The 19,393-nt window shown below is 66.9% G+C and carries 13 protein-coding genes; 5 read left to right on the top strand and 8 right to left on the bottom strand.

Features of this window, described 5'->3' with window-relative positions:
* Positions 1-60: 60 nt before the first annotated feature.
* The 7 genes from OG246_RS04375 to OG246_RS04345 form a co-directional block, all read right to left on the bottom strand.
* Positions 61-1,080 (bottom strand): M48 family metalloprotease, encoded by a 1,020-nt coding sequence (locus OG246_RS04375; RefSeq protein WP_266456072.1) that lies wholly within the window; start codon positions 1,078-1,080, stop codon positions 61-63.
* Positions 1,081-1,105: 25 nt separating this feature from the next.
* On the bottom strand, positions 1,106-1,636 hold the full coding sequence (locus OG246_RS04370) for a Pycsar system effector family protein (RefSeq protein WP_266456069.1): 531 nt from the start codon (positions 1,634-1,636) through the stop codon (positions 1,106-1,108).
* Positions 1,633-3,024 carry a hypothetical protein gene (locus tag OG246_RS04365; protein WP_266456066.1) on the bottom strand — a complete coding sequence of 464 codons (1,392 nt, stop codon included), beginning with the start codon at positions 3,022-3,024 and terminating at the stop codon, positions 1,633-1,635. Before OG246_RS04365 ends, OG246_RS04370 begins: the two co-directional genes overlap by 4 nt.
* Entirely contained in the window at positions 3,017-5,314 is a 2,298-nt protein-coding gene (locus OG246_RS04360; RefSeq protein ID WP_266456063.1) for a hypothetical protein, read from the bottom strand. The genes OG246_RS04365 and OG246_RS04360 overlap by 8 nt, the downstream gene beginning before the upstream one ends.
* Positions 5,311-6,084 (bottom strand): hypothetical protein, encoded by a 774-nt coding sequence (locus OG246_RS04355; RefSeq protein ID WP_266456060.1) that lies wholly within the window; start codon positions 6,082-6,084, stop codon positions 5,311-5,313. Before OG246_RS04355 ends, OG246_RS04360 begins: the two co-directional genes overlap by 4 nt.
* A gap of 119 nt (positions 6,085-6,203) precedes the next feature.
* Positions 6,204-6,920: a Crp/Fnr family transcriptional regulator gene (locus tag OG246_RS04350; RefSeq protein ID WP_266456057.1), complete on the bottom strand. Its 717-nt coding sequence runs from the start codon at positions 6,918-6,920 to the stop codon at positions 6,204-6,206.
* 303 nt (positions 6,921-7,223) lie between these two features.
* A complete protein-coding gene (locus OG246_RS04345; protein ID WP_266456054.1) occupies positions 7,224-8,546 on the bottom strand; it encodes a glycosyltransferase family 39 protein in 1,323 nt (440 codons plus the stop codon).
* A gap of 374 nt (positions 8,547-8,920) precedes the next feature.
* Between OG246_RS04345 and rpsL the strand changes: the two genes are divergently transcribed.
* The 4 genes from rpsL (at position 8,921) to tuf (ending at position 13,271) form a co-directional block, all read left to right on the top strand.
* On the top strand, positions 8,921-9,292 hold the full coding sequence (gene rpsL, locus OG246_RS04340; RefSeq protein ID WP_003948652.1) for a 30S ribosomal protein S12: 372 nt from the start codon (positions 8,921-8,923) through the stop codon (positions 9,290-9,292).
* A 2-nt stretch (positions 9,293-9,294) separates the two neighbouring features.
* A complete protein-coding gene (gene rpsG / locus OG246_RS04335; RefSeq protein ID WP_055517367.1) occupies positions 9,295-9,765 on the top strand; it encodes a 30S ribosomal protein S7 in 471 nt (156 codons plus the stop codon).
* A 39-nt stretch (positions 9,766-9,804) separates the two neighbouring features.
* Positions 9,805-11,934: an elongation factor G gene (fusA, locus tag OG246_RS04330; protein ID WP_266456041.1), complete on the top strand. Its 2,130-nt coding sequence runs from the start codon at positions 9,805-9,807 to the stop codon at positions 11,932-11,934.
* Between the two features lie 143 nt (positions 11,935-12,077).
* Positions 12,078-13,271: an elongation factor Tu gene (gene tuf, locus OG246_RS04325; RefSeq protein WP_266456038.1), complete on the top strand. Its 1,194-nt coding sequence runs from the start codon at positions 12,078-12,080 to the stop codon at positions 13,269-13,271.
* Positions 13,272-13,364: 93 nt separating this feature from the next.
* Here tuf and OG246_RS04320 read toward each other — a convergent pair whose 3' ends face one another.
* Positions 13,365-14,588 (bottom strand): cytochrome P450, encoded by a 1,224-nt coding sequence (locus OG246_RS04320; protein WP_266456035.1) that lies wholly within the window; start codon positions 14,586-14,588, stop codon positions 13,365-13,367.
* A 334-nt stretch (positions 14,589-14,922) separates the two neighbouring features.
* Here OG246_RS04320 and OG246_RS04315 point away from each other — a divergent pair, with 334 nt between their 5' ends.
* On the top strand, positions 14,923-19,386 hold the full coding sequence (locus tag OG246_RS04315) for an RHS repeat-associated core domain-containing protein (protein ID WP_266456034.1): 4,464 nt from the start codon (positions 14,923-14,925) through the stop codon (positions 19,384-19,386).
* The last annotated feature ends 7 nt before the right edge of the window (positions 19,387-19,393 follow it).

Below are 19,393 nucleotides of genomic sequence, written 5' to 3'. Positions count from 1 at the left end.
TCTGCTGAAGGGCGGCCACTCCGTTTCGTACGGGGTGGCCGCCCTTCGGCGTTCCACCGACTACAGGTACGGCCGGAGCCGGTGCAGCCGGGTCGGGTAGTCGGGGTGGGTGGACAGCAGGCGGGCCAGGAAGCCGAGGTCGGGGTGATCGTGGCCTGCGGCTGCCTTGGCCGCGTGCCTGGTCTCCCGCTCGGCCTGGTGCATCGCCTCCAGGAGCACGGCGAGTTCGCGGGCGAAGCCGAGTACCGCAGCGTGCTGGTCTGCGCGCAATTCGGCCCTGCGTCCTACGGCTGCGATGAGATAGGGCGTTGCGAGCAGGATGAGGGGCAGTCCGTAGAGCTTCTGGATCGTGGTGATCGTGAGGAGCCCTATGCCGAAGATCAACAGGGTGGTGACCAGCCAGGAGTAGCGGCTCGCCTGATCCAGGGCCAGCGCCACCAGGTAGCGGATCACCCGCCAGGCCAGCCGACCCGGCAGGGCGTACCACTCGCCCAGCAGGGAGGTCCAGACATGTCCCCCCGTGTGGTGGCCTAGTTCGTGCGCGAGTATGGCGGCGAGTTGGGAGCTCGGCAGGTGTTCCAGCGCGAACCGCGTGACACCCACGATGTGGCCGGCGGCGGCATAGGCGTTGAGGTCCTCACTGTCCTCGATCCACAGCTCGTACGCGCGGCTGTCGATGCCGGCGCGCGCGGTCACTTCACGCCAGACCGGCGCGAGGCGCGCGTATTCCTCGGGCAGGGGGCGCTGCAGCCGCAGGAGGTGGCGAGCCAGGAAGTCCTCGGTGGGACGGTGGAAGACCAGGGCGCCCGAGGCCAGCCAGATCAGCGGCGGTATCCAGAAGGGAACTCCCAGCCAGGCGTCCAGCCCGCCGGACATCAGAAGCAGCACCAGGAGGCTCATGAGGGTGCTGGGTAGCCGCAGGACCAGTTGGCCGAAGGCCGTCGCGTCTATCCCGCGTTGGTGAGCGGAGAGGTGGAGTCGGCCTGTCCTGTGGCGGTAGTCGAGGTCGTCGGTTGGCGGCTTGGACTGCCCGGGAGGCGGGGTTTCCTCCGGTTGTTGCGGGTCGCTCGCTTGGGACATGATCTGTCTCCAGGGTGTGGGGACGTCAGCCGATGAGGAGGGATCCGGGGAGGAGCACCAGGGCGAGGCCGAAGGCTGTCAGCCCTGCGCGTATCCACTGGTGCTTTCGAGAGGCAATGCGGCTGGTCTCGGTCAGCGTTGTGATCACGCTCGCTGCCTGAGCGCGTTCGGTCTCGGCCAGTGCTTCCGCCAAGTGGCCGCCGCGTGCGGCCCGTTGAATGTCGTCGAAGTACGACAGCGGTGCTCCAGGCATCCATCTAGTGGTGCTGTGCCGCGGAAGTACGGCCATGAGCAGCGCCAGCAGGGCGATCGCGAGCGCGAGAACGCCTGACCACCACGCGGAGCTTCCAAGCATCGAGCGGTGGGTCGAGGCCCACGCCTGCCCGGCCAGCAGACCACTGAAGACGCCTGCCGCGACACCGAGGGCTGCTACGAGCACGGCCGCCTTGGTGTCCGCGCGGGCGATGTCGGTTCGCAGGTCGGCGAGGAGACGCTCCGCGGCCCTGACGCCGGGGGGCGGTTGTGCTGCGGACGCGCGTGGATCGGTGCCGCTCACGGGGTGGGCCCCTTTCGCTCGCCCCCGTCGGGCTCCGGATCTCGTTCCGGCTCCTGAGCGGGTGCGACCGGCTCTTGAGCGGGTATCACCGACGAGGTGCCGTAGCCCGGAGGAGGCTGCCAGTCTGGGAAAGCTCCGGTCGGCTCGCGGGACCCGCGTTCGCGGTCGGCGACCGTTGTGGAGGTCTGTTCTTTGCTCGGACCAGTCGGCCGCGGGGCACTCGCGGGCGGGTGGTCGTCGCTCTGTTCGGAGAGCGGCACGTCCTTCGGCGGCGAGAGGGGCGTGGGCGGGGGAGAGGTGGACCTGCCGGGCGGGATTCCCAGCAACTGCTGGTTGAAGAGTTGGTACACGTAGTCGAGAGCCAGGCGCTTGGGCCCTTCCAACTCGTAGTCCTCGGCGTTGCCTCCACTCAGCAACTCCCGGGCCAGCTCGATCTTGGCCTGGATCAGCCTCTGCTGGTCCTCGCGCATGCTGTTGATGACAAGCTGCGAGTCCTCCGGATGCGCGGCGAGGTGCATGGCCCAGGCCACCACGCCGCCCTCTTCCAGGTACTTCCGGTAGAACGCGATCCTCTCGGCCTCAAGCTGCTGGAGTTCGGCCTGATGGCGGGCCCGCAGCTCGTCCTGCTCCTGTTGCCACAGCTGGCGCTGGATGGAGAGTTCCTGATCCAGTCGCCCGTACTTCATGGCCCGGCCCAGTTGGAGCTCGTCCTGCTTCCGGGCGCGCCGGTCGAGCTCGACGTCGTAGTCCACGCCGAGCTGTTCGGTGCGTATCTGCTCGGCGGAGGCGTGGTCGATGGACTGAAGGCGTTGCTGGTGATCGATCTCCTGCTGGTCGCGGCTCAGACGCAAGGTCCAGATCACCTTCAGGCCCGCGGCCGCGCCGAGCGGGGCCCGGTCGGAGAGCGTGCTCAGCAGCTCGGCTTCGGCACTCGCGCTGTCGTGGATGACGAACCGGCGAGTGATGGGGCGGGCCGCTTGTTGGACTTCGCCGAGGAGCAGGCCCGGCACGTCGCGGTGGCCGCTCTGCACGAAGACCTTGGGGTCGGCGACCTGCCAGGACAGTTCGAGCGTGGCGACGAACGCGAAGGCGTCGTTGTCACTCGGCAGTGGGATGTCGGCCTGGTGGAGGTGGACACCCATGTCGACCTCATAGACCGCCGTGTAGCGTTTCGCGGCCGCTTCGCCACGGCTCGGGCGCAGGGGCGGCAGGAAGGTGTCGTACTCCCCCTTGGCCGTCGAGAAGACCAGGGCGTGGTCGATGCGGGTCAGCGCCCTGCGTGCGAACCCTAGACGCGAGAGCTGCCGCACGGTGATCACGGGATCGATCAGCGGGGTGTGCCGGTCTGCCTGTTGCCGCCAGTCCGGAGGCTTGCTGGAGTCAACCATGATCTTTTTCTCCTTGGCCGGTCCAAACGGTCGCTGTGGATGGTCCGCGCACCTCGGCGGGGTCCGGGAGAACGGTCAGCAGGCGGGCCGCCACAGGCGGTGGGAGTGCTCCGTCTTCACCGCGCAGGGTGCGCAGGAGGTGACTCAGTCGCTGATATTCGGCAGGCGTGGTGACCAGCACCCGTAGCAGGGACGCGAGCGCCCACTCGGTCGAAGGGTCTCGGTCGGCGGTGCGAACCCACTCACTCAGCGCATCGAGCGCGTCCCTCGTGTGGCGACGGTCGTCGAGTGCCGCACGCCAGAGCCTGGCGATCCCGTCGGCTGCCTGGTCGCCGTTCCTCACCGCATCGGCATACCAGTCGAGGAGCAACGGCCGTCCGTACCGCTCGTCGTCCTTGGTCCGCTCACATGCGCTGAGGAAGCCGCCCAGAGCGAGGATGTGAGCTGGCCGGTCGACATCGACCTGCTTCAACAGCTCGGTGAGGACCTCGTCACGAGCGGGCGAGAGCAGCAGCAGTTCCACCGACCACGCGAGCTGTTCGAGCATCAGCTCGTCGATGTCGTCCTCGTCGCCGTCCTCTTCCTCGGCCTCCTTGTACGCCTTGCGGATGGCTCCGCGGAGCGCGGCCAGAGTCTGTTTCGGCCGCTCCGCGCCGATCAAGCCGTACGCGCGAATGGCCACCCAGCGCATTCCCTCGTCGTCGCCCTCGCACCAGGCGTCGAGGATGCGTGGGATGTTGGGCGCTTCGAGCAGGTGCGCGAGCGTCAACGCGTTCACGGCGACGAGACGGTGGCGGAACAGATGGGACGTGGCCCACACCTCGATGACCAGGGCCATGGTGGAGGGCAGGTCCGCGTAGGCGAGGACAGCGACGGTCGACGCCGCGCGGGTGCGGACCAAAGGCCTCCCGTCGTCGGCGAGTTGCTGAAGCCAGCCGACCAGGGCCGGTCGGGCCGAGGGGTGTCCCGTCCACACCTCGCGCAGCAATACGAGTGACACCCGCTCGTCCCGGAAAGTGGCCTTGGCCTGGACGACCGGGCCCCACTCCGTGTTCTCCTCCTCGTTGTCGAGCCGGGCACGGGCGAGCTGGAGGCGCTTGCCGATGTGGGTTCCGAATACGGGGACCTGCGGGCGCAGAGCGGAGTTCTCGGTCGCCTGCAGGAGTGCGTACAGCAGGTCGCTCAACTCGGCCGTGAGGGCGTACGAGCCTCCGTCGAAGGCGGCCAGGGCGACGAGGAATGCCTTGTCTCGCAAGGGGACCCGCTCGTCGTCCTCCTCGAACCACTCCTGGACTTGGCTTTCGAGGCTGAACAGTGAGAAGTTCCGGACGGTCGACTCGTCGGCCTCTCCGTCCGTGTACCGCTTGAGTTGTTTCGCGAAGGCTGCGACCTCGCGCAGCTGATGGTCGCGGCCTATGAACTCCGCGACGGAGGGGTGCGTCAGGAGCCGCTGTGCGGTGGTCTCATCGGTCAGCTCGCGCAGATGTGCCGCCAGTACGGCGTCGGAGCTAGGTGGCACCCATTCGACGGCGGAGATGTCTTCTTCCAGGGCCGACGTGGGGCCGACCGTGATGACCAAGTAGGCATCATCTTTGATCAGTTGGTCACGGGCCGCGAGGAGGTGTGGTTCCCTCAGTGGCTGGTCGCGGCGGGTGGTCAGATCGCACAGTACATACCCCCTGGCCGGGTGTTGGTCGTTGCCGAGCTGCTGGACGAGCTGTGCCGGAGTGGTGTCGCGGACCAGGATGCGAACCGGCGACACTTCCAGGCGTTGCAGCAGCATCAGTGCTGCGGTGCGCCGGCCGGTGAAATGGGGTCCGGAGAGCACGATGACCCGTTCCGCGTGGAGCCGTTCCACAAGGCCTTCGAATACCGTCTCGTCGGTGACGAAATACGGAGCGAGACGGTTCAACGTCGCCTGCGGAACCTCGCCCGAGCCGTGGCTGGCCGTGGAGATACCGAAACCGAAGTGGACCTCGGTCTTGCTGCCCATGATGACGTCTCCGGCGACCAGCCCGCCGCTGACGCCGTGCTGATCTCCGGCCACCAGACTGCCGCCGAACCGGGCGTTGGCGCCAACGCCCATCGCCTTCGGGCTGTGGTCCACCAGGTCCCTGCGGGCGGACCAGGCGTCCTGCGGCCGATTGGGTTCTTCCTCCTTGTCTTCAGCGTCAGGGACGTCGGCACCGGGCTGTTGGGGTGCCTCGCCCTTCGTCTCCTTGTCGCCGCCCGGCCGCTGAGGCCCGCCGCCCGCGGCCGCCTGCTGGGGGCCCGGCGCGCCTGTGCTCATCCCCGCTCACCCCGCTCGGTGCCACCGAGGTTCACGTCGCCGCGGACCTGCCCGCCACTCACTCCGTGCTGGTCGCCTGCCACGTAACTGCCTCCGAAGGAGGCACCGTTGAGGTTGACGGGAGGGAGGCCGGGAGATGCCACAGCGGGTTCCTGCACACCGTCCGGGCCGTTCGGCTCTTCCGACCGGTGTGTGCCTTCGCGGGCAAGGCCGTGCAGCCACGCCACCGTGGGCCCTTCCTTCGTCTCGACCGTGATCTGCTGGAACTCCTTGGGGCGGACGCCCAGGGGGCCGTGGCGTACCACTCCCTGGTAGACACCGTCCGAGACGCACAGCACACAGTCGCCCTCACGTTGCTTCAGGGCGTTACGCAATGGGTTCGCGTCGAGGAGCCGGCAGGCATGGTTGAGATCCGACCCGACCCAACCGTTCAGCTCGTCCACGGCGACGTAGCCGGAAGACAGAACGATCCGCAGGCGCATCTGGGCGCCGGTCGCCATCAGGCGGTTCTTGTTGTGCAGCAGAGCGGGAGTCTCGGCCAACAGGGTCTTCACGAGTGTCGGCACGGGGACCTGGGTGTCGATGAGCTCCATGACGGAGTCTCCGCGGTCTGCACGTAGCCGGGCGGTCTCATCGACGTCTGCCGCCATGAGCGTGGCGTCGACGACGTCGTAGAGCATCCGCCGCAGGAACGCTTGCTCCACGTCGTCGTGTGAGCCGTACTTCTCAATGTCGAAGAGGAGGATCGTGCGGTACACGGGACCGGTCATGGTTGCCTCTCGCTCGTTCCGTTGCCCAGCACGATGGCGGGCCAAAGGGGCGCGTCAGAGGACCGATGACACGGACGAACTGTGACCGTGTGCACAGAACGGGAACCGACGATGTGCGGTCACGCGGACTTCTCGCCGATGATGCGGCGCAGCACGTCGGGACGGACGACGACCATGCGGCGGCGTCTGGTAACGACCACCTCTCGGGCCCGCAACTCCCTCAGGAGCCGGGCGACCGCCTCGCGAGAGGAGCCGACCGATCCCGCGAACTCCTGCTGGCTCAGGCGGATGGTGAGTTCGATTCCCTCGTCCGTACGGCTCCCGTGTGTACGGACGAGTTCGAGCAGCAGAACCGCCAGTCGCTCGCGCACAGTGAGCGCCGCCCACTCCAGTCGGCGGCGATCGGTCGAGCGCTGCCGGTCGGTAGTCAGACTCAGCAACTGCAGAGCGACCCCCGGGGTATCGGTGAGAAAAGCAGTGAAGCGGCCCTGGTCGATGGCGACCGCTTCGACCGGTTCCAGAGCCGTCACGGTCGCCGAGCGATGGCGTCCGCTGAGCGCCGCGCCCTCGCCGACGATGTCGCCGGGGCCGCGCAGAGCGAGCAGGGCCTCATAGCCGTTGACCGCGATGGCGGTGACCTTGGTCCACCCGTGCAGGAGGAGAAGCACATGGGCGGACGGCTCGTTCTGATGCATGATCACGCTGCGCGCCCGGTAGTGCAGGGGGCGGCCTATCGCAATCAGGGCGACGCGGTCCTCTCTGCCAAGGCGAGCCAGAAAGGGCACCCTGTCGTCGAAACCGTCGTCGTCCCACGCGCGTGTACGCCCCCCGGTCATCCCGCCGCCCCCGTGATCACCTGTGCAGATACCCGTTGTTCCGCAACCTGCCAACGTACTTGAGGCAACCATGTAGGGAACGAGCGACAATCGGCCTCCCTGGCCGAGGAGTGCCTTCCGGGACAGGGGGCCGGCGCACAGGCAGCTGCTATTGGTGCTGCCAGCGGATCACCGGGAAGGGTGCATTATTACAATATGATAACGCCCGTGGGAGGCCTCGTTGCTTGCCTCGAACGCCGACCGGGAGCGCGTGGTGGACGTGCTCGGGGCCCTTCTTGTGACCGTGTCGCGCTACGGATCCCCCTACGGAATCCCCAACTCGAAGATCACGTAATGCGCGTACCACCCCGACGCCACCGCCGCCGTCGTGAAGAACACCACCAGGCTCGGGAGCTTCAGGCGGCTCATGGCCGCTGCCGGGGCGAGGAGTAGCGGGAAGCAGGGGAGCAGGTAGCGGGAGGTGTTGCCGAACATCTGCTGGGTGCCCAGTACGGAGACGATGCCGGCCAGGGTGTAGGCGATGAGTACCAGGGGTGGTCGTTTGCGGAGCATCAGGGCGATCAGGAAGGGCAGGGCCAGGACCAGCTGTACGGCGAGCAGGTCCGGGACGGAGAAGGCGAAGATGTAGTCGTGCTTGCCGACCGCCGTGTTGCGCAGGACGTCCAGGGTGTAGTCGCCGAAGTCGAAGTAGTGGGCCCACCCGTCCCGCTGGAGCGTGAAGTAGGCCGTGAGGTCGCCCATGCTGAGGCCGACCCAGGTGATGTACGTGAGCAGGCCGAGCGGCGCGGCGAACATGGCGTACACCGGGCCCGCGACCCCGTGTTCCCGTCTGCTCTCCCGCCGCGCCAGCGTCACCAGTGCGGCCAGCCCCACGGCACCGATTAGCGCTGCGGACGTGGGGCGGTTGAGCCCGGCCAGGAAGGCGAGCAGCCCTGCGGCCACCCAGCGGCGTTTCATCACGCAGTGGCAGGTCCAGGCGGCGATCGCCACGAACACGGACTCCGAGTACACCGCCCACTCGACGCCCGCGCCGGGCGCCACCGCCCACAGCCCGGCGGCGATCGTGCCCGCGCGGGCCCCCGCGAGCAGCGAGATCACGGCGTAGATGCCGGCGGCGGCGACGAACGACGCCAGGACCGAGACCAGGAGGCCGGACCCGAACAGGCCGAGGCCGGTGACCTCGGACACCGTCCGGATCATGCCCGGGTAGAGCGGGAAGAAGGCGACCGAGTTCTGCTTGACCGTGAACATGCCGCCGGGGTCGAGCCGCTCCAGCGGGCGGGGTTCGTAGCCCTTCTCGGCGACCTGGAGGTACCACCAGCCGTCCCAGCTGCCGAGTACGTCCCACCAGTGGGCGCCGCCGCCGAAGCGCGGCTTCTTCTTGTGGTACTCGCCGGCGCTCTCCAGCAGCCAGGCGAAGACGCCGAGCCCTACGAGCTTGGTGACCCCGTAGAGGATTAGCGGGGCGGCGTACGGTCGCACTCCTGCCGGCAGCCCGAATACCCGGCCGCGGCCGCCGCCGGGTATTCGGGGACGCCAGGCCCGCCACTCCGGCCGTTCCCACCACTTTCGCCGCGTGTCCGGTATGTCAGAATCGATTGCCGTGTCGTCGGAAATCGTGCTCATGACGGTTCCCCCCGTCCGACCGCCTGACCCAGAGCGTGACTCGCTGTCCCGGCGGTTGTGAACTGTCTGTACTGAAGATCGCGACAGACTTGCACATCCGTGTCGGGCCCCGGTCGGAACCCCCGGTGTGTCGGCCGCTCGGCATTTGTTTTGACCACAGCGAATGAGGTAGGTACGCTCAAGCCTTGTGCCTGGGGTGTGCCCTGGCTCCCGTGCGTGCCTTCGAACCGCAGGGGAAGCCGTAAGCGGTCACCGTAAATCTGCGCCCTTTTCGCCTTTCGGCGGAAGTCTGCAGGCTTCGACACACCCGACCGCGTGGGTCGGCGATGTTCCAGGTTAGCTCCACCATTCGGCACACAGAAACCGGAGAAGTAGTGCCTACGATCCAGCAGCTGGTCCGGAAGGGCCGGCAGGACAAGGTCGAGAAGAACAAGACGCCCGCACTCGAGGGTTCGCCCCAGCGTCGCGGCGTCTGCACGCGTGTGTTCACGACCACCCCGAAGAAGCCGAACTCGGCCCTGCGTAAGGTCGCGCGCGTGCGTCTGACCAGCGGGATCGAGGTCACCGCTTACATTCCGGGTGAGGGACACAACCTGCAGGAGCACTCGATCGTGCTCGTGCGCGGCGGCCGTGTGAAGGACCTGCCCGGTGTTCGCTACAAGATCATCCGCGGTTCGCTTGACACCCAGGGTGTCAAGAACCGCAAGCAGGCCCGCAGCCGCTACGGCGCCAAGAAGGAGAAGTAGAAATGCCTCGTAAGGGCCCCGCCCCGAAGCGCCCGGTCATCATCGACCCGGTCTACGGTTCCCCTCTGGTGACCTCCCTCATCAACAAGGTGCTGATGAACGGCAAGCGCTCCACCGCCGAGCGCATCGTCTACGGCGCCATGGAGGGCCTGCGCGAGAAGACCGGCAACGACCCGGTCATCACGCTCAAGCGCGCTCTGGAGAACATCAAGCCGACCCTCGAGGTCAAGTCCCGCCGAGTCGGCGGTGCGACGTACCAGGTGCCGATCGAGGTCAAGCCCGGTCGCGCCAGCACGCTCGCGCTGCGCTGGCTCGTCGGTTACTCCCGCGCCCGTCGCGAGAAGACCATGACCGAGCGTCTGCTCAACGAGCTTCTCGACGCCTCCAACGGCCTCGGTGCCGCTGTGAAGAAGCGCGAGGACACCCACAAGATGGCCGAGTCCAACAAGGCCTTCGCGCACTACCGCTGGTAGTCGCTACCCACATCGAGACCGAGAGAAGACCGAAGCCTTATGGCTACCACTTCACTTGACCTGGCCAGGGTCCGCAACATCGGGATCATGGCTCACATCGACGCGGGCAAGACGACCACCACCGAGCGGATCCTCTTCTACACCGGCGTCAGCTACAAGATCGGTGAAGTCCACGACGGCGCTGCCACCATGGACTGGATGGAGCAGGAGCAGGAGCGTGGCATCACGATCACCTCTGCTGCCACCACCTGTCACTGGCCGCTTGAGGACAACGACTACACGATCAACATCATCGACACCCCCGGGCACGTCGACTTCACGGTCGAGGTGGAGCGTTCGCTCCGCGTCCTCGACGGTGCCGTCACGGTGTTCGACGGTGTCGCCGGTGTCGAGCCGCAGTCCGAGACGGTGTGGCGTCAGGCCGACCGTTACGGCGTGCCGCGCATCTGCTTCGTGAACAAGCTGGACCGTACCGGCGCCGAGTTCCACCGCTGTGTGGACATGATCAAGGACCGGCTCGGCGCCGTTCCGATCATCATGCAGCTGCCGATCGGTGCCGAGATGGACTTCAAGGGCGTTGTGGACCTGGTCCGCATGAAGGCGCTCGTGTGGTCCGCCGAGGCGGAGAAGGGCGAGATGTACGACGTCGTCGACATCCCCGCCACGCACGCCGAGGCTGCCGAGGAGTACCGCGGCAAGCTGGTCGAGACCGTCGCGGAGCACGACGACGAGATCATGGAGCTGTTCCTGGAGGGCCAGGAGCCCACCGAGGAGCAGCTGTACGCCGCGATCCGTCGCGTCACCATCGCGTCCGGCAAGTCCGACGGCGTCACGGTCACCCCGGTGTTCTGCGGTACCGCGTTCAAGAACAAGGGCGTTCAGCCCCTGCTCGACGCGGTCGTGCGCTACCTGCCGACCCCGCTTGACGTCGAGGCCATCGAGGGCCACGACGTGAAGGACTCCGAGGTCGTCGTCCAGCGCAAGCCGTCGGTGGACGAGCCGCTGTCCGCGCTCGCGTTCAAGATCATGCGCGATCCGCACCTGGGCAAGCTCACCTTCGTCCGGGTTTACTCGGGCCGCCTGGAGACCGGCACCGCGGTGCTGAACTCCGTCAAGGGCAAGAAGGAGCGCATCGGCAAGATCTACCGCATGCACGCGAACAAGCGTGAGGAGATCGAGTCGGTGGGCGCCGGCGACATCGTCGCCGTCATGGGTCTGAAGCAGACCACGACCGGTGAGACGCTCTGCGATGACAAGAACCCGGTGATCCTGGAGTCCATGGACTTCCCGGCGCCGGTCATCCAGGTCGCCATCGAGCCCAAGTCCAAGGGTGACCAGGAGAAGCTGGGTGTCGCCATCCAGAGTCTCGCGGAGGAGGACCCCTCCTTCCACGTTCACTCGGACGAGGAGACCGGCCAGACCATCCTCGGTGGTATGGGCGAGCTGCACCTCGAGGTGCTGGTCGACCGTATGAAGCGCGAGTTCAAGGTCGAGGCCAACGTCGGCAAGCCGCAGGTCGCTTACCGTGAGACGATCCGTAAGGCCGTCGAGCGTCACGACTACACCCACAAGAAGCAGACCGGTGGTACCGGTCAGTTCGCCAAGGTGCAGATTGCGATCGAGCCGATCCTCGAGGCCGACGGTCCGGCGTACGAGTTCGTGAACAAGGTCACCGGTGGCCGCATCCCGAGGGAGTACATCCCCTCGGTCGACGCGGGTGCGCAGGAAGCCATGCAGTTCGGCATCCTCGCGGGCTACGAGATGACTGGCGTCCGCGTCATTCTTCTCGACGGTGGCTACCACGAGGTCGACTCCTCGGAGCTCGCCTTCAAGATCGCCGGATCGCAGGCCTTCAAGGAGGCCGCGCGCAAGGCGTCGCCCGTTCTGCTCGAGCCGATGATGGCCGTTGAGGTCACCACGCCCGAGGAGTCCATGGGCGATGTCATCGGTGACATCAACTCCCGCCGTGGCCAGATCCAGGCCATGGAGGAGCGTCACGGCGCTCGCCTCGTGAAGGGCCTCGTGCCCCTCTCGGAGATGTTCGGCTACGTCGGCGACCTCCGCAGCAAGACCTCGGGTCGCGCAAGCTACTCGATGCAGTTCGACTCCTACGCCGAGGTTCCCCGGAACGTCGCCGAGGAGATCATCGCGAAGGCCAAGGGCGAGTAACACACCCCGTTTGCACGCTTTAGGCTTGACACCGACCGCCGGGGTAGACCCGGGAGGGTAAACCCCGGCGGGCGGCATCCCAGCAAAGATCACCTGGCGCCGATGAGTAAGGCGTACCAGAACCACTCCGCAGGAGGACCCCAGTGGCGAAGGCAAAGTTCGAGCGGACTAAGCCGCACGTCAACATCGGCACCATCGGTCACATCGACCACGGTAAGACGACCCTCACGGCCGCCATTACCAAGGTGCTGCACGACGCGTACCCGGACCTGAACGAGGCCTCGGCCTTCGACCAGATCGACAAGGCTCCTGAGGAGCGCCAGCGCGGTATCACGATCTCGATCGCGCACGTCGAGTACCAGACCGAGACGCGTCACTACGCCCACGTCGACTGCCCCGGTCACGCGGACTACATCAAGAACATGATCACGGGTGCGGCGCAGATGGACGGCGCCATCCTCGTGGTCGCGGCCACCGACGGCCCGATGCCGCAGACCAAGGAGCACGTGCTCCTGGCCCGCCAGGTCGGCGTTCCGTACATCGTTGTCGCCCTGAACAAGGCCGACATGGTGGACGACGAGGAGATCCTGGAGCTCGTCGAGCTCGAGGTTCGTGAGCTGCTCTCCGAGTACGAGTTCCCGGGCGACGACCTTCCGGTCATCAAGGTCTCGGCGCTCAAGGCCCTTGAGGGCGACAAGGAGTGGGGCCAGACCGTCCTCGACCTGATGAAGGCCGTCGACGAGAACATCCCGCAGCCCGAGCGTGACGTCGACAAGCCGTTCCTGATGCCGATCGAGGACGTCTTCACGATCACCGGTCGTGGCACCGTCGTCACCGGTCGTATCGAGCGCGGCATCCTCAAGGTCAACGAGACCGTTGACATCGTGGGCATCAAGCAGGAGAAGACCACCACCACGGTCACCGGCATCGAGATGTTCCGCAAGCTGCTCGACGAGGGTCGCGCCGGTGAGAACGTCGGTCTGCTCCTCCGTGGCATCAAGCGCGAGGACGTCGAGCGCGGCCAGGTCATCATCAAGCCCGGCTCGGTCACGCCCCACACCTCGTTCGAGGCCCAGGCGTACATCCTGTCCAAGGACGAGGGTGGCCGTCACACGCCGTTCTTCAACAACTACCGTCCCCAGTTCTACTTCCGTACGACTGACGTGACCGGTGTTGTGACCCTCCCCGAGGGCACGGAGATGGTCATGCCCGGCGACAACACTGAGATGACGGTCGACCTCATCCAGCCCGTCGCCATGGAAGAGGGCCTGAAGTTCGCCATCCGTGAGGGTGGCCGGACCGTGGGCGCCGGCCAGGTCATCTCGATCAACAAGTAATTGTCGATCGCCTGACCTGGTAGCTCCTTCAAGAGCTCCTGAAAGGGCCCGTACGACTTCGGTCGTACGGGCCCTTTTGCCATGCTCCGGCCGTCACCAGGTGACAGGCAGAGTCACCGGCCCGCGGATCATCGTGCGCTGCCGCCAGAGGACCTCGTCGGCGGGCACGGCGAGCTGCAGCCCTGGCAGGCGGTCGAGCAGGGTGTTGATCAGGAGATCGGTCTGCATACGGGCGAGGACGGCGCCCGTGCAGAAGTGGGGGCCGTTGCCGAAGGCGAGATGCGCGCTCGTGTCCCTGTCGACGTCGATGCGGTCGGGGTCGGGGAAGACGTCCGGGTCGCGGTTGGCGGCGAGGTAGGAGACGTAGACGGGGTCGCCCGCGCTGATGCGTACGCCCTGGATGTCGATGTCCTCGAGGGCGATGCGAGCCAGCCCGACCGAGGTGCGGTGCGGGATGAAGCGCAGGAGCTCGTCGATGGCGGCGGGGCGCGACTCGGCCTGGCAGCGCACGCGGTCGAGGAGCTCGGGGTCGGTCAGGATGAGGTAGAGCATCTGGCCGCAGTTGTGGGTGACGGCCTCTCCGCCGATCTGGAGAGGGCCGGCGATGCCGATGGCCTCCGCCTCACTGATGTCACCGCGTCCGACGGCGGCGCCGAGCAGCGAGAGCACGTCCTCGCTGTCGCTCCGGCTTCGGTCGCGGATGGCCTGCGCGATGTACCCGTACATGCCGTCCTTGGCGCGCTCGGCCGCCTCGGCGCCGCCCGCGGTCGAGATGATCTGCCGGGTCCAGGCGTGGATCTGCTCCCGGTCGGCTTCGGGTACGCCCATGACCTCGCAGACGACGGAGATGGGGAACGGTTCGAGGACCCGCTCGATGAGATCGGCGGGGGGACCGTCGTGGAGCACGCCGTCGACGAGGGCGTCGAGCGTCTCCTGCGCGCGCGGGCGCAGCCGCTTCACCGCTCCCACGGTGTACGCGGCCGCCACCGCCTTGCGCAGCCGGTTGTGGTCGGGCTGGTCGGCGAACGCCAGCGACCCCGGCTTGGGCTTGAAGTGCGGTGCGATCCGGGTGACTTGGCGGTCGACGACCTCGGCGCGGCTGAAGCGCGGGTCGTTCGTGATCATCTTGACGTCGTCGTGGCGGGTGGCGAGCCACGCCCAGCCCTCCCCATGGGGGAGGCGAATCCGGGTCATCGGCCCTTCGCGCATCAGCTCCGCCAGCACCGGGTCGAAGTCGGTCGCGTGCAGCTCACGGGGCGGCCAGTCCCGTACGGGGGGAGGGGGCTGGCCGGTCAGGGTGGTGGTCTCTTCTGCCATGGGTCCACCATCAGACGGCGGGGGCCGGGTGTCGCGTGGGGGTGCTCCAGGTGGAGGTGCGGGTAGCCACCCCGGAGATCCGCTGGTTCAAGAGCGGCTGCAGCGACAGCGCCAACAGCAGCAGTGAGTGCGTCGAGATGGCAACGACCCCCGCGTGTCGTACGCCTCTGAGCGTTGACCTAGGGCAGGCGCCCCCGCCTCCTGTAAATTCGCTGATGCGTACGGTTGTTGGTGGGGCGGGCGTGACGGGGGTTGCGGTGTGGCGGGGAATCGGCCGAGTGATTGGCATGTCCTGGATCTGGAGAGGGATCCGACGCCGGGGGATCCGGACCGGGTGCGCCTGCTGTCCAAGAATCTCCTCGACTTTGCCGATGACGTGGGGGATGCGCTGCGTCTGATCAAGGGGATGGCGGACGAGGAAGCGGTTCTGCAGTGGGCGGGTAAGTCGGCGATGGCGTTCCAGGATCAGTTTTCGGGTGTGCCGAAGCAGCTGAAGAAGCTGAGGACGTCGTACGACATGGCGGGGGGTGCGCTGGCGGCGTACTGGCCGAAGCTGGAGCGTGCCCAGGCCCTCGCCGACCGGGCGCTGGCCAACGGCCGTACTGCCCAGAGCGATCTCACTTCGGCCAAGTCCCGTCTGTCCTCGGCTGATTCGTGGGTGACGAAGGCCGGCAAGGAAGCGGACAAGTACAAGGACGATCCGACCGGCAGCAAAAGCACCGAGAAGCCCGACGAGGCCAAGGTCCGCGCCGCCACCCGGGACGCCCAGCACGCCAAGACCGCGCAGACGTCCGCCCAGTCGGACGTGTCCACCGCGCAGGACGCGCTGGATGCGGCGAAGAAGATGGCCGCGGACGCCCGGAAGATGCGTGAGGACGCGGCGCGGGAGGCCAAAACCAAGATCGATGAAGCCTCCGACGCGGGGATCCGGAACCGGAAGTGGTGGGAGGAGGTCGGGGACTGGTTCACCGACAACTGGGACACCATCGTCACGGTCTGCAAGGTCGTTGTCGCCGTCGTCGGCATCATCGCGATGATCATCGGGGGGCCGATCCTCGGCGCGATCCTGCTGATCGCCGCCCTCGTCGTCCTCGCCGACACCCTCAACAAATACGCGAAGGGCCAGGCCTCCCTATGGGACGTCGCATTCGCGGCACTCGACTGCATACCCGGCATGAAGGGGCTGACCACCCTCGGCGGCCTCGCCAAGGGCCTCAAGGGCGGGGCGGCCGCTCTCAAGGGACTCAGGGGCGGTTTGAAGGGCATGGGCCTGGCCGCGCGCGGCTTGGGCAAGTCGGCCCGCGGTGCGCTCGCGGACGGGGCGAAGGGCGCCTACAACCGGCTGAAGAGCAAGATCAAGGGCTGCGGTGACCCGGTTGACGCGGCCACCGGGCAGATGTTCTTGGCGGAGACGGACGTCACCCTTCCCGCCGTCCTGCCGTTGGCCTTCACTCGCCGGGTCGCATCCGGATACCGCACGGGTTGGTGGTTCGGCCCCACCTGGGCTTCCACCATCGACCAGAGACTCGAGATCGACGCGCAAGGTCTTGTCCTCGTCACCGATGACGGTCTGCTGCTCGAGTATCCCCACCCCCAAGGGCCGAACGCGCACGTCCACCCCGAGAGCGGTCCACGCCGGCCCCTGACCCGCCTGGACACGGGCGGTTACCGAGTCGACGACCCGATCACCGGTCAGAGTCAGCAATTCTCCCCGCCTCGGGAGGGCTTGGCGCTCCTGGAGCGCATCGTCGACCGCAACCACAACACGATCGAATTCGACTACGACACCGACGGCACGCCCCTCGCGATCCGGCACTCGGGCGGATACCACCTCACCCTGACCGTGCTGGACGACCGGGTCACCGCTCTGGGCCTGGCGGGTGGCGGTGAGGACGGCTCGGATCTCACGATCAAGCGCTACGACTACACAGACGGCAACCTCACCTCCGTCGTCAACTCGTCGGGCACGCCGATGGAGTTCACCTACGACGAGCGACTGCGCGTCTCGTCGTGGCGGGACACCAACGGGAGCCGTTACGACTACACTTATGACGACCAGGACCGCTGCATCGCTCAGGGCGGTGAGGCGGGGGATGTGACGAACACCTTCTCCTACGACGTCGCCGATCCCGCGTGGCCCGGTTGCCGCATCACGGAGGTCACCTCGGCCGAAGGGGCCACTTCTCGCTACGTCGTCGACGAAAACTGTCTGGTTGTCGCTGAGATCGACCCGTTGGGCGGCATGGTCCGCACTGCGTACGACAGCGGGCACCACCTCATATCCTCGACGGATCAGCTCGGGCACACCACGAATGTCGTCAACAACGAGCTGGGCCAGCCCGCCGAGATGGTCCGGCCGGACGGCAGCGTCGTACGCGTCACGTACAACCACCTCAACCTCGCCACAGCCATCGAACTGCCGGACGGCACCTCCTGGACGTACACCTACGACGCACGAGGCAACTGCACCGCCATCACCAATCCGGCCGGGGAGACCGAGCGCAGCACCTATACGGCGGCGGGCCACCCTGTGGCCATCACCGACGCGCTGGGGCACACCACCACGGTGCGCTGTGACGCGGCAGGTCTGCCCATCCGGACCACGGACCCTCTGGAAGGCGTCCTCTCCTGGCAACGTGACGCTCTGGGCCGGCCTGTCACCTTCACGAATGCGGCAGGACACTCCACGCACTCCGCCTGGTCGACGGAGGACCGGCTGGTGCGCCGTACGACGCCTCACGGCGAGAGCGAGACTTGGACGTACGACGGCGAGGGCAACTGCACCAGCCACACTGACCAACTCGGTCAGATCTCTCGCTTCGAGTACACCCACTTCGATCTGTTGGAGGCCCGTACCGGCCCCGACGGCGCCCGCTACGAGTTTGCTTACGACGCGTCGCTGCGCGTTACCCGGGTCACCAACCCGCTGGGGCTGGCCTGGAGTTACGACTACGACGCTGGTGGGCGGTTGGTGTCGGAGACGGACTTCGACGGCCGCGCGGTCACCTACACGCACGATGCCGCGGGACGGCTCACGTCACGCACCAATGCCCTTGGCGAGGCCGTTTCGTTCGACCACGACGTGCTCGGCCGGATCGTCCGCAAGGACGTTGCCGGGGCGGTCACCACCTTCGCCCACGACCTGGCCGGCCGACTCACCCGGGCCACCGGGCCGGACTCCTCGCTCACGATCGAACGTGATCGCCTCGGCCGGCTGCTGTCCGAGACCGTCGACGGGCGCATCCTCACCTTCGGGTACGACGAGAGGGGGCGTCGCACCCGCCGTACCACCCCCGCTGGGGCGACCAGCGTGAGGACCCACGACGCCGTGGGCAATCTGGCGCGGCTCGTCACCGCCGGTCGGGTGATCGACTTCGAGCGCACCCCGTCGGGCCGGGAGGTCGCCCGCCACTTCGGTGCGAACGTCACCCTGGCCCACACTTTCGACGAACTGGGCCGCCGTACCGCTCAGTCGGTGATCAGGGCAGATGGTGAATCGGTCCAGCAGCGTGCCTACACCTACCGCGCCGATGGCAACGTCATCGGCGTCGACGAGCAGTTCTCCGGTGCCCGCCACTTCGACCTGGACGCGGTCGGCCGGGTCACCGCGGTCCACGCCCGCACGTGGACCGAGACCTACGCCTACGACGCGGCAGGGAACCAGACGCACGCCGACTGGCCAAGTAGCCACCCGGGTCATGAGAGCACCGGGCCGCGCACGTACGCGGGCACAGACCTCACCCGCGCCGGGCAATTCCGTTACGAGCACGATGGCCTCGGCCGCGTCACCCTTCGCCAGAAGACACGTCTTTCCCGCAAGCCGGACACCTGGCGGTACATCTGGGACGCCGAGGACCGTCTGACGAGCGTCATCACGCCGGACGGCACTCAGTGGCGTTACCTGTACGACCCCCTGGGGCGCCGTAGTGCCAAGCAACGTCTTGCCCCCGACGGCGAGACCGTCAGGGAGCAGACCGTATTTGCCTGGGACGGCACGACCCTCTGTGAACAGACCACCGTGGCGGAGGAACTGCCCAACCCGGTCACCGTCACCTGGGATCACCAGGGCCTGCACCCCGTCGCGCAGACCGAACGGGTATCCGCCGTTGACGCGTCCCAGGACGAGATCGACTCCCGCTTCTTCTCGATCGTCACCGATCTCGTCGGTACCCCTACCGAACTCGTCGACGAAACCGGGGACATCGCCTGGCGCGCCCGCAGCGCCCTCTGGGGAACCACTGCATGGACGGCCGACAGCAGGACGTACACGCCGCTGCGGTTTCCCGGACAGTACTTCGACCCGGAATCAGGCCTCCACTACAACTACTTCCGACACTACGACCCCGAGACCGGCCGCTATCTCACCGCGGATCCCCTCGGCCTCGCCCCTGCCCCCAACCCCAGCACCTACGTTCCGAACCCCCACACCTGGACCGACCACCTGGGGCTCGCGCCGGACGAGTGCACACAGTCCATCTTCAAAGCGCCGGGGAGAAACCAGGGGGAGGCCCAGGAGCTGCATGGATATCGTGCAGACGACTTCCCCGGGGATCCGAACGGTCCTGATTACATATACCCCAACGGGCGGGTCTACTTCGCGAAAGAGCGCTCCGTGGCCGATAAATACGCCAAGGCCTACGGTGAAGGCGTCGTTGAAATCAAAATTCCGAAATCGGAGTACGCTGCGAAATATCAAAAGTACGAGCGAGACTATGAAGGAGGCCCCGATAAGGAGCTGGAAATTCCGAACAACATTGTCGAAGATTTGAATCAATATCCGAGAGTGCGGCACAAGTAATGACGGA

The organism is Streptomyces sp. NBC_00620 (assembly GCF_026341825.1).
Classification (GTDB): Bacteria; Actinomycetota; Actinomycetes; order Streptomycetales; family Streptomycetaceae; genus Streptomyces.
Note: the sequence above shows the minus strand (reverse complement) of the source record. Positions and strands in the feature narration are given on the sequence as shown.

Coding starts and splice junctions, on each gene's coding strand:
- OG246_RS04360 (WP_266456063.1), bottom strand. CDS start 5,314: ATGAGCACAGGCGCGCCGGGCCCCCAGCAGGCGGCCGCGGGCGGCGGG.
- OG246_RS04345 (WP_266456054.1), bottom strand. CDS start 8,546: ATGAGCACGATTTCCGACGACACGGCAATCGATTCTGACATACCGGAC.
- rpsG (WP_055517367.1), top strand. CDS start 9,295: ATGCCTCGTAAGGGCCCCGCCCCGAAGCGCCCGGTCATCATCGACCCG.
- OG246_RS04365 (WP_266456066.1), bottom strand. CDS start 3,024: ATGGTTGACTCCAGCAAGCCTCCGGACTGGCGGCAACAGGCAGACCGG.
- OG246_RS04375 (WP_266456072.1), bottom strand. CDS start 1,080: ATGTCCCAAGCGAGCGACCCGCAACAACCGGAGGAAACCCCGCCTCCC.
- fusA (WP_266456041.1), top strand. CDS start 9,805: ATGGCTACCACTTCACTTGACCTGGCCAGGGTCCGCAACATCGGGATC.
- OG246_RS04320 (WP_266456035.1), bottom strand. CDS start 14,588: ATGGCAGAAGAGACCACCACCCTGACCGGCCAGCCCCCTCCCCCCGTA.
- OG246_RS04350 (WP_266456057.1), bottom strand. CDS start 6,920: ATGACCGGGGGGCGTACACGCGCGTGGGACGACGACGGTTTCGACGAC.
- OG246_RS04355 (WP_266456060.1), bottom strand. CDS start 6,084: ATGACCGGTCCCGTGTACCGCACGATCCTCCTCTTCGACATTGAGAAG.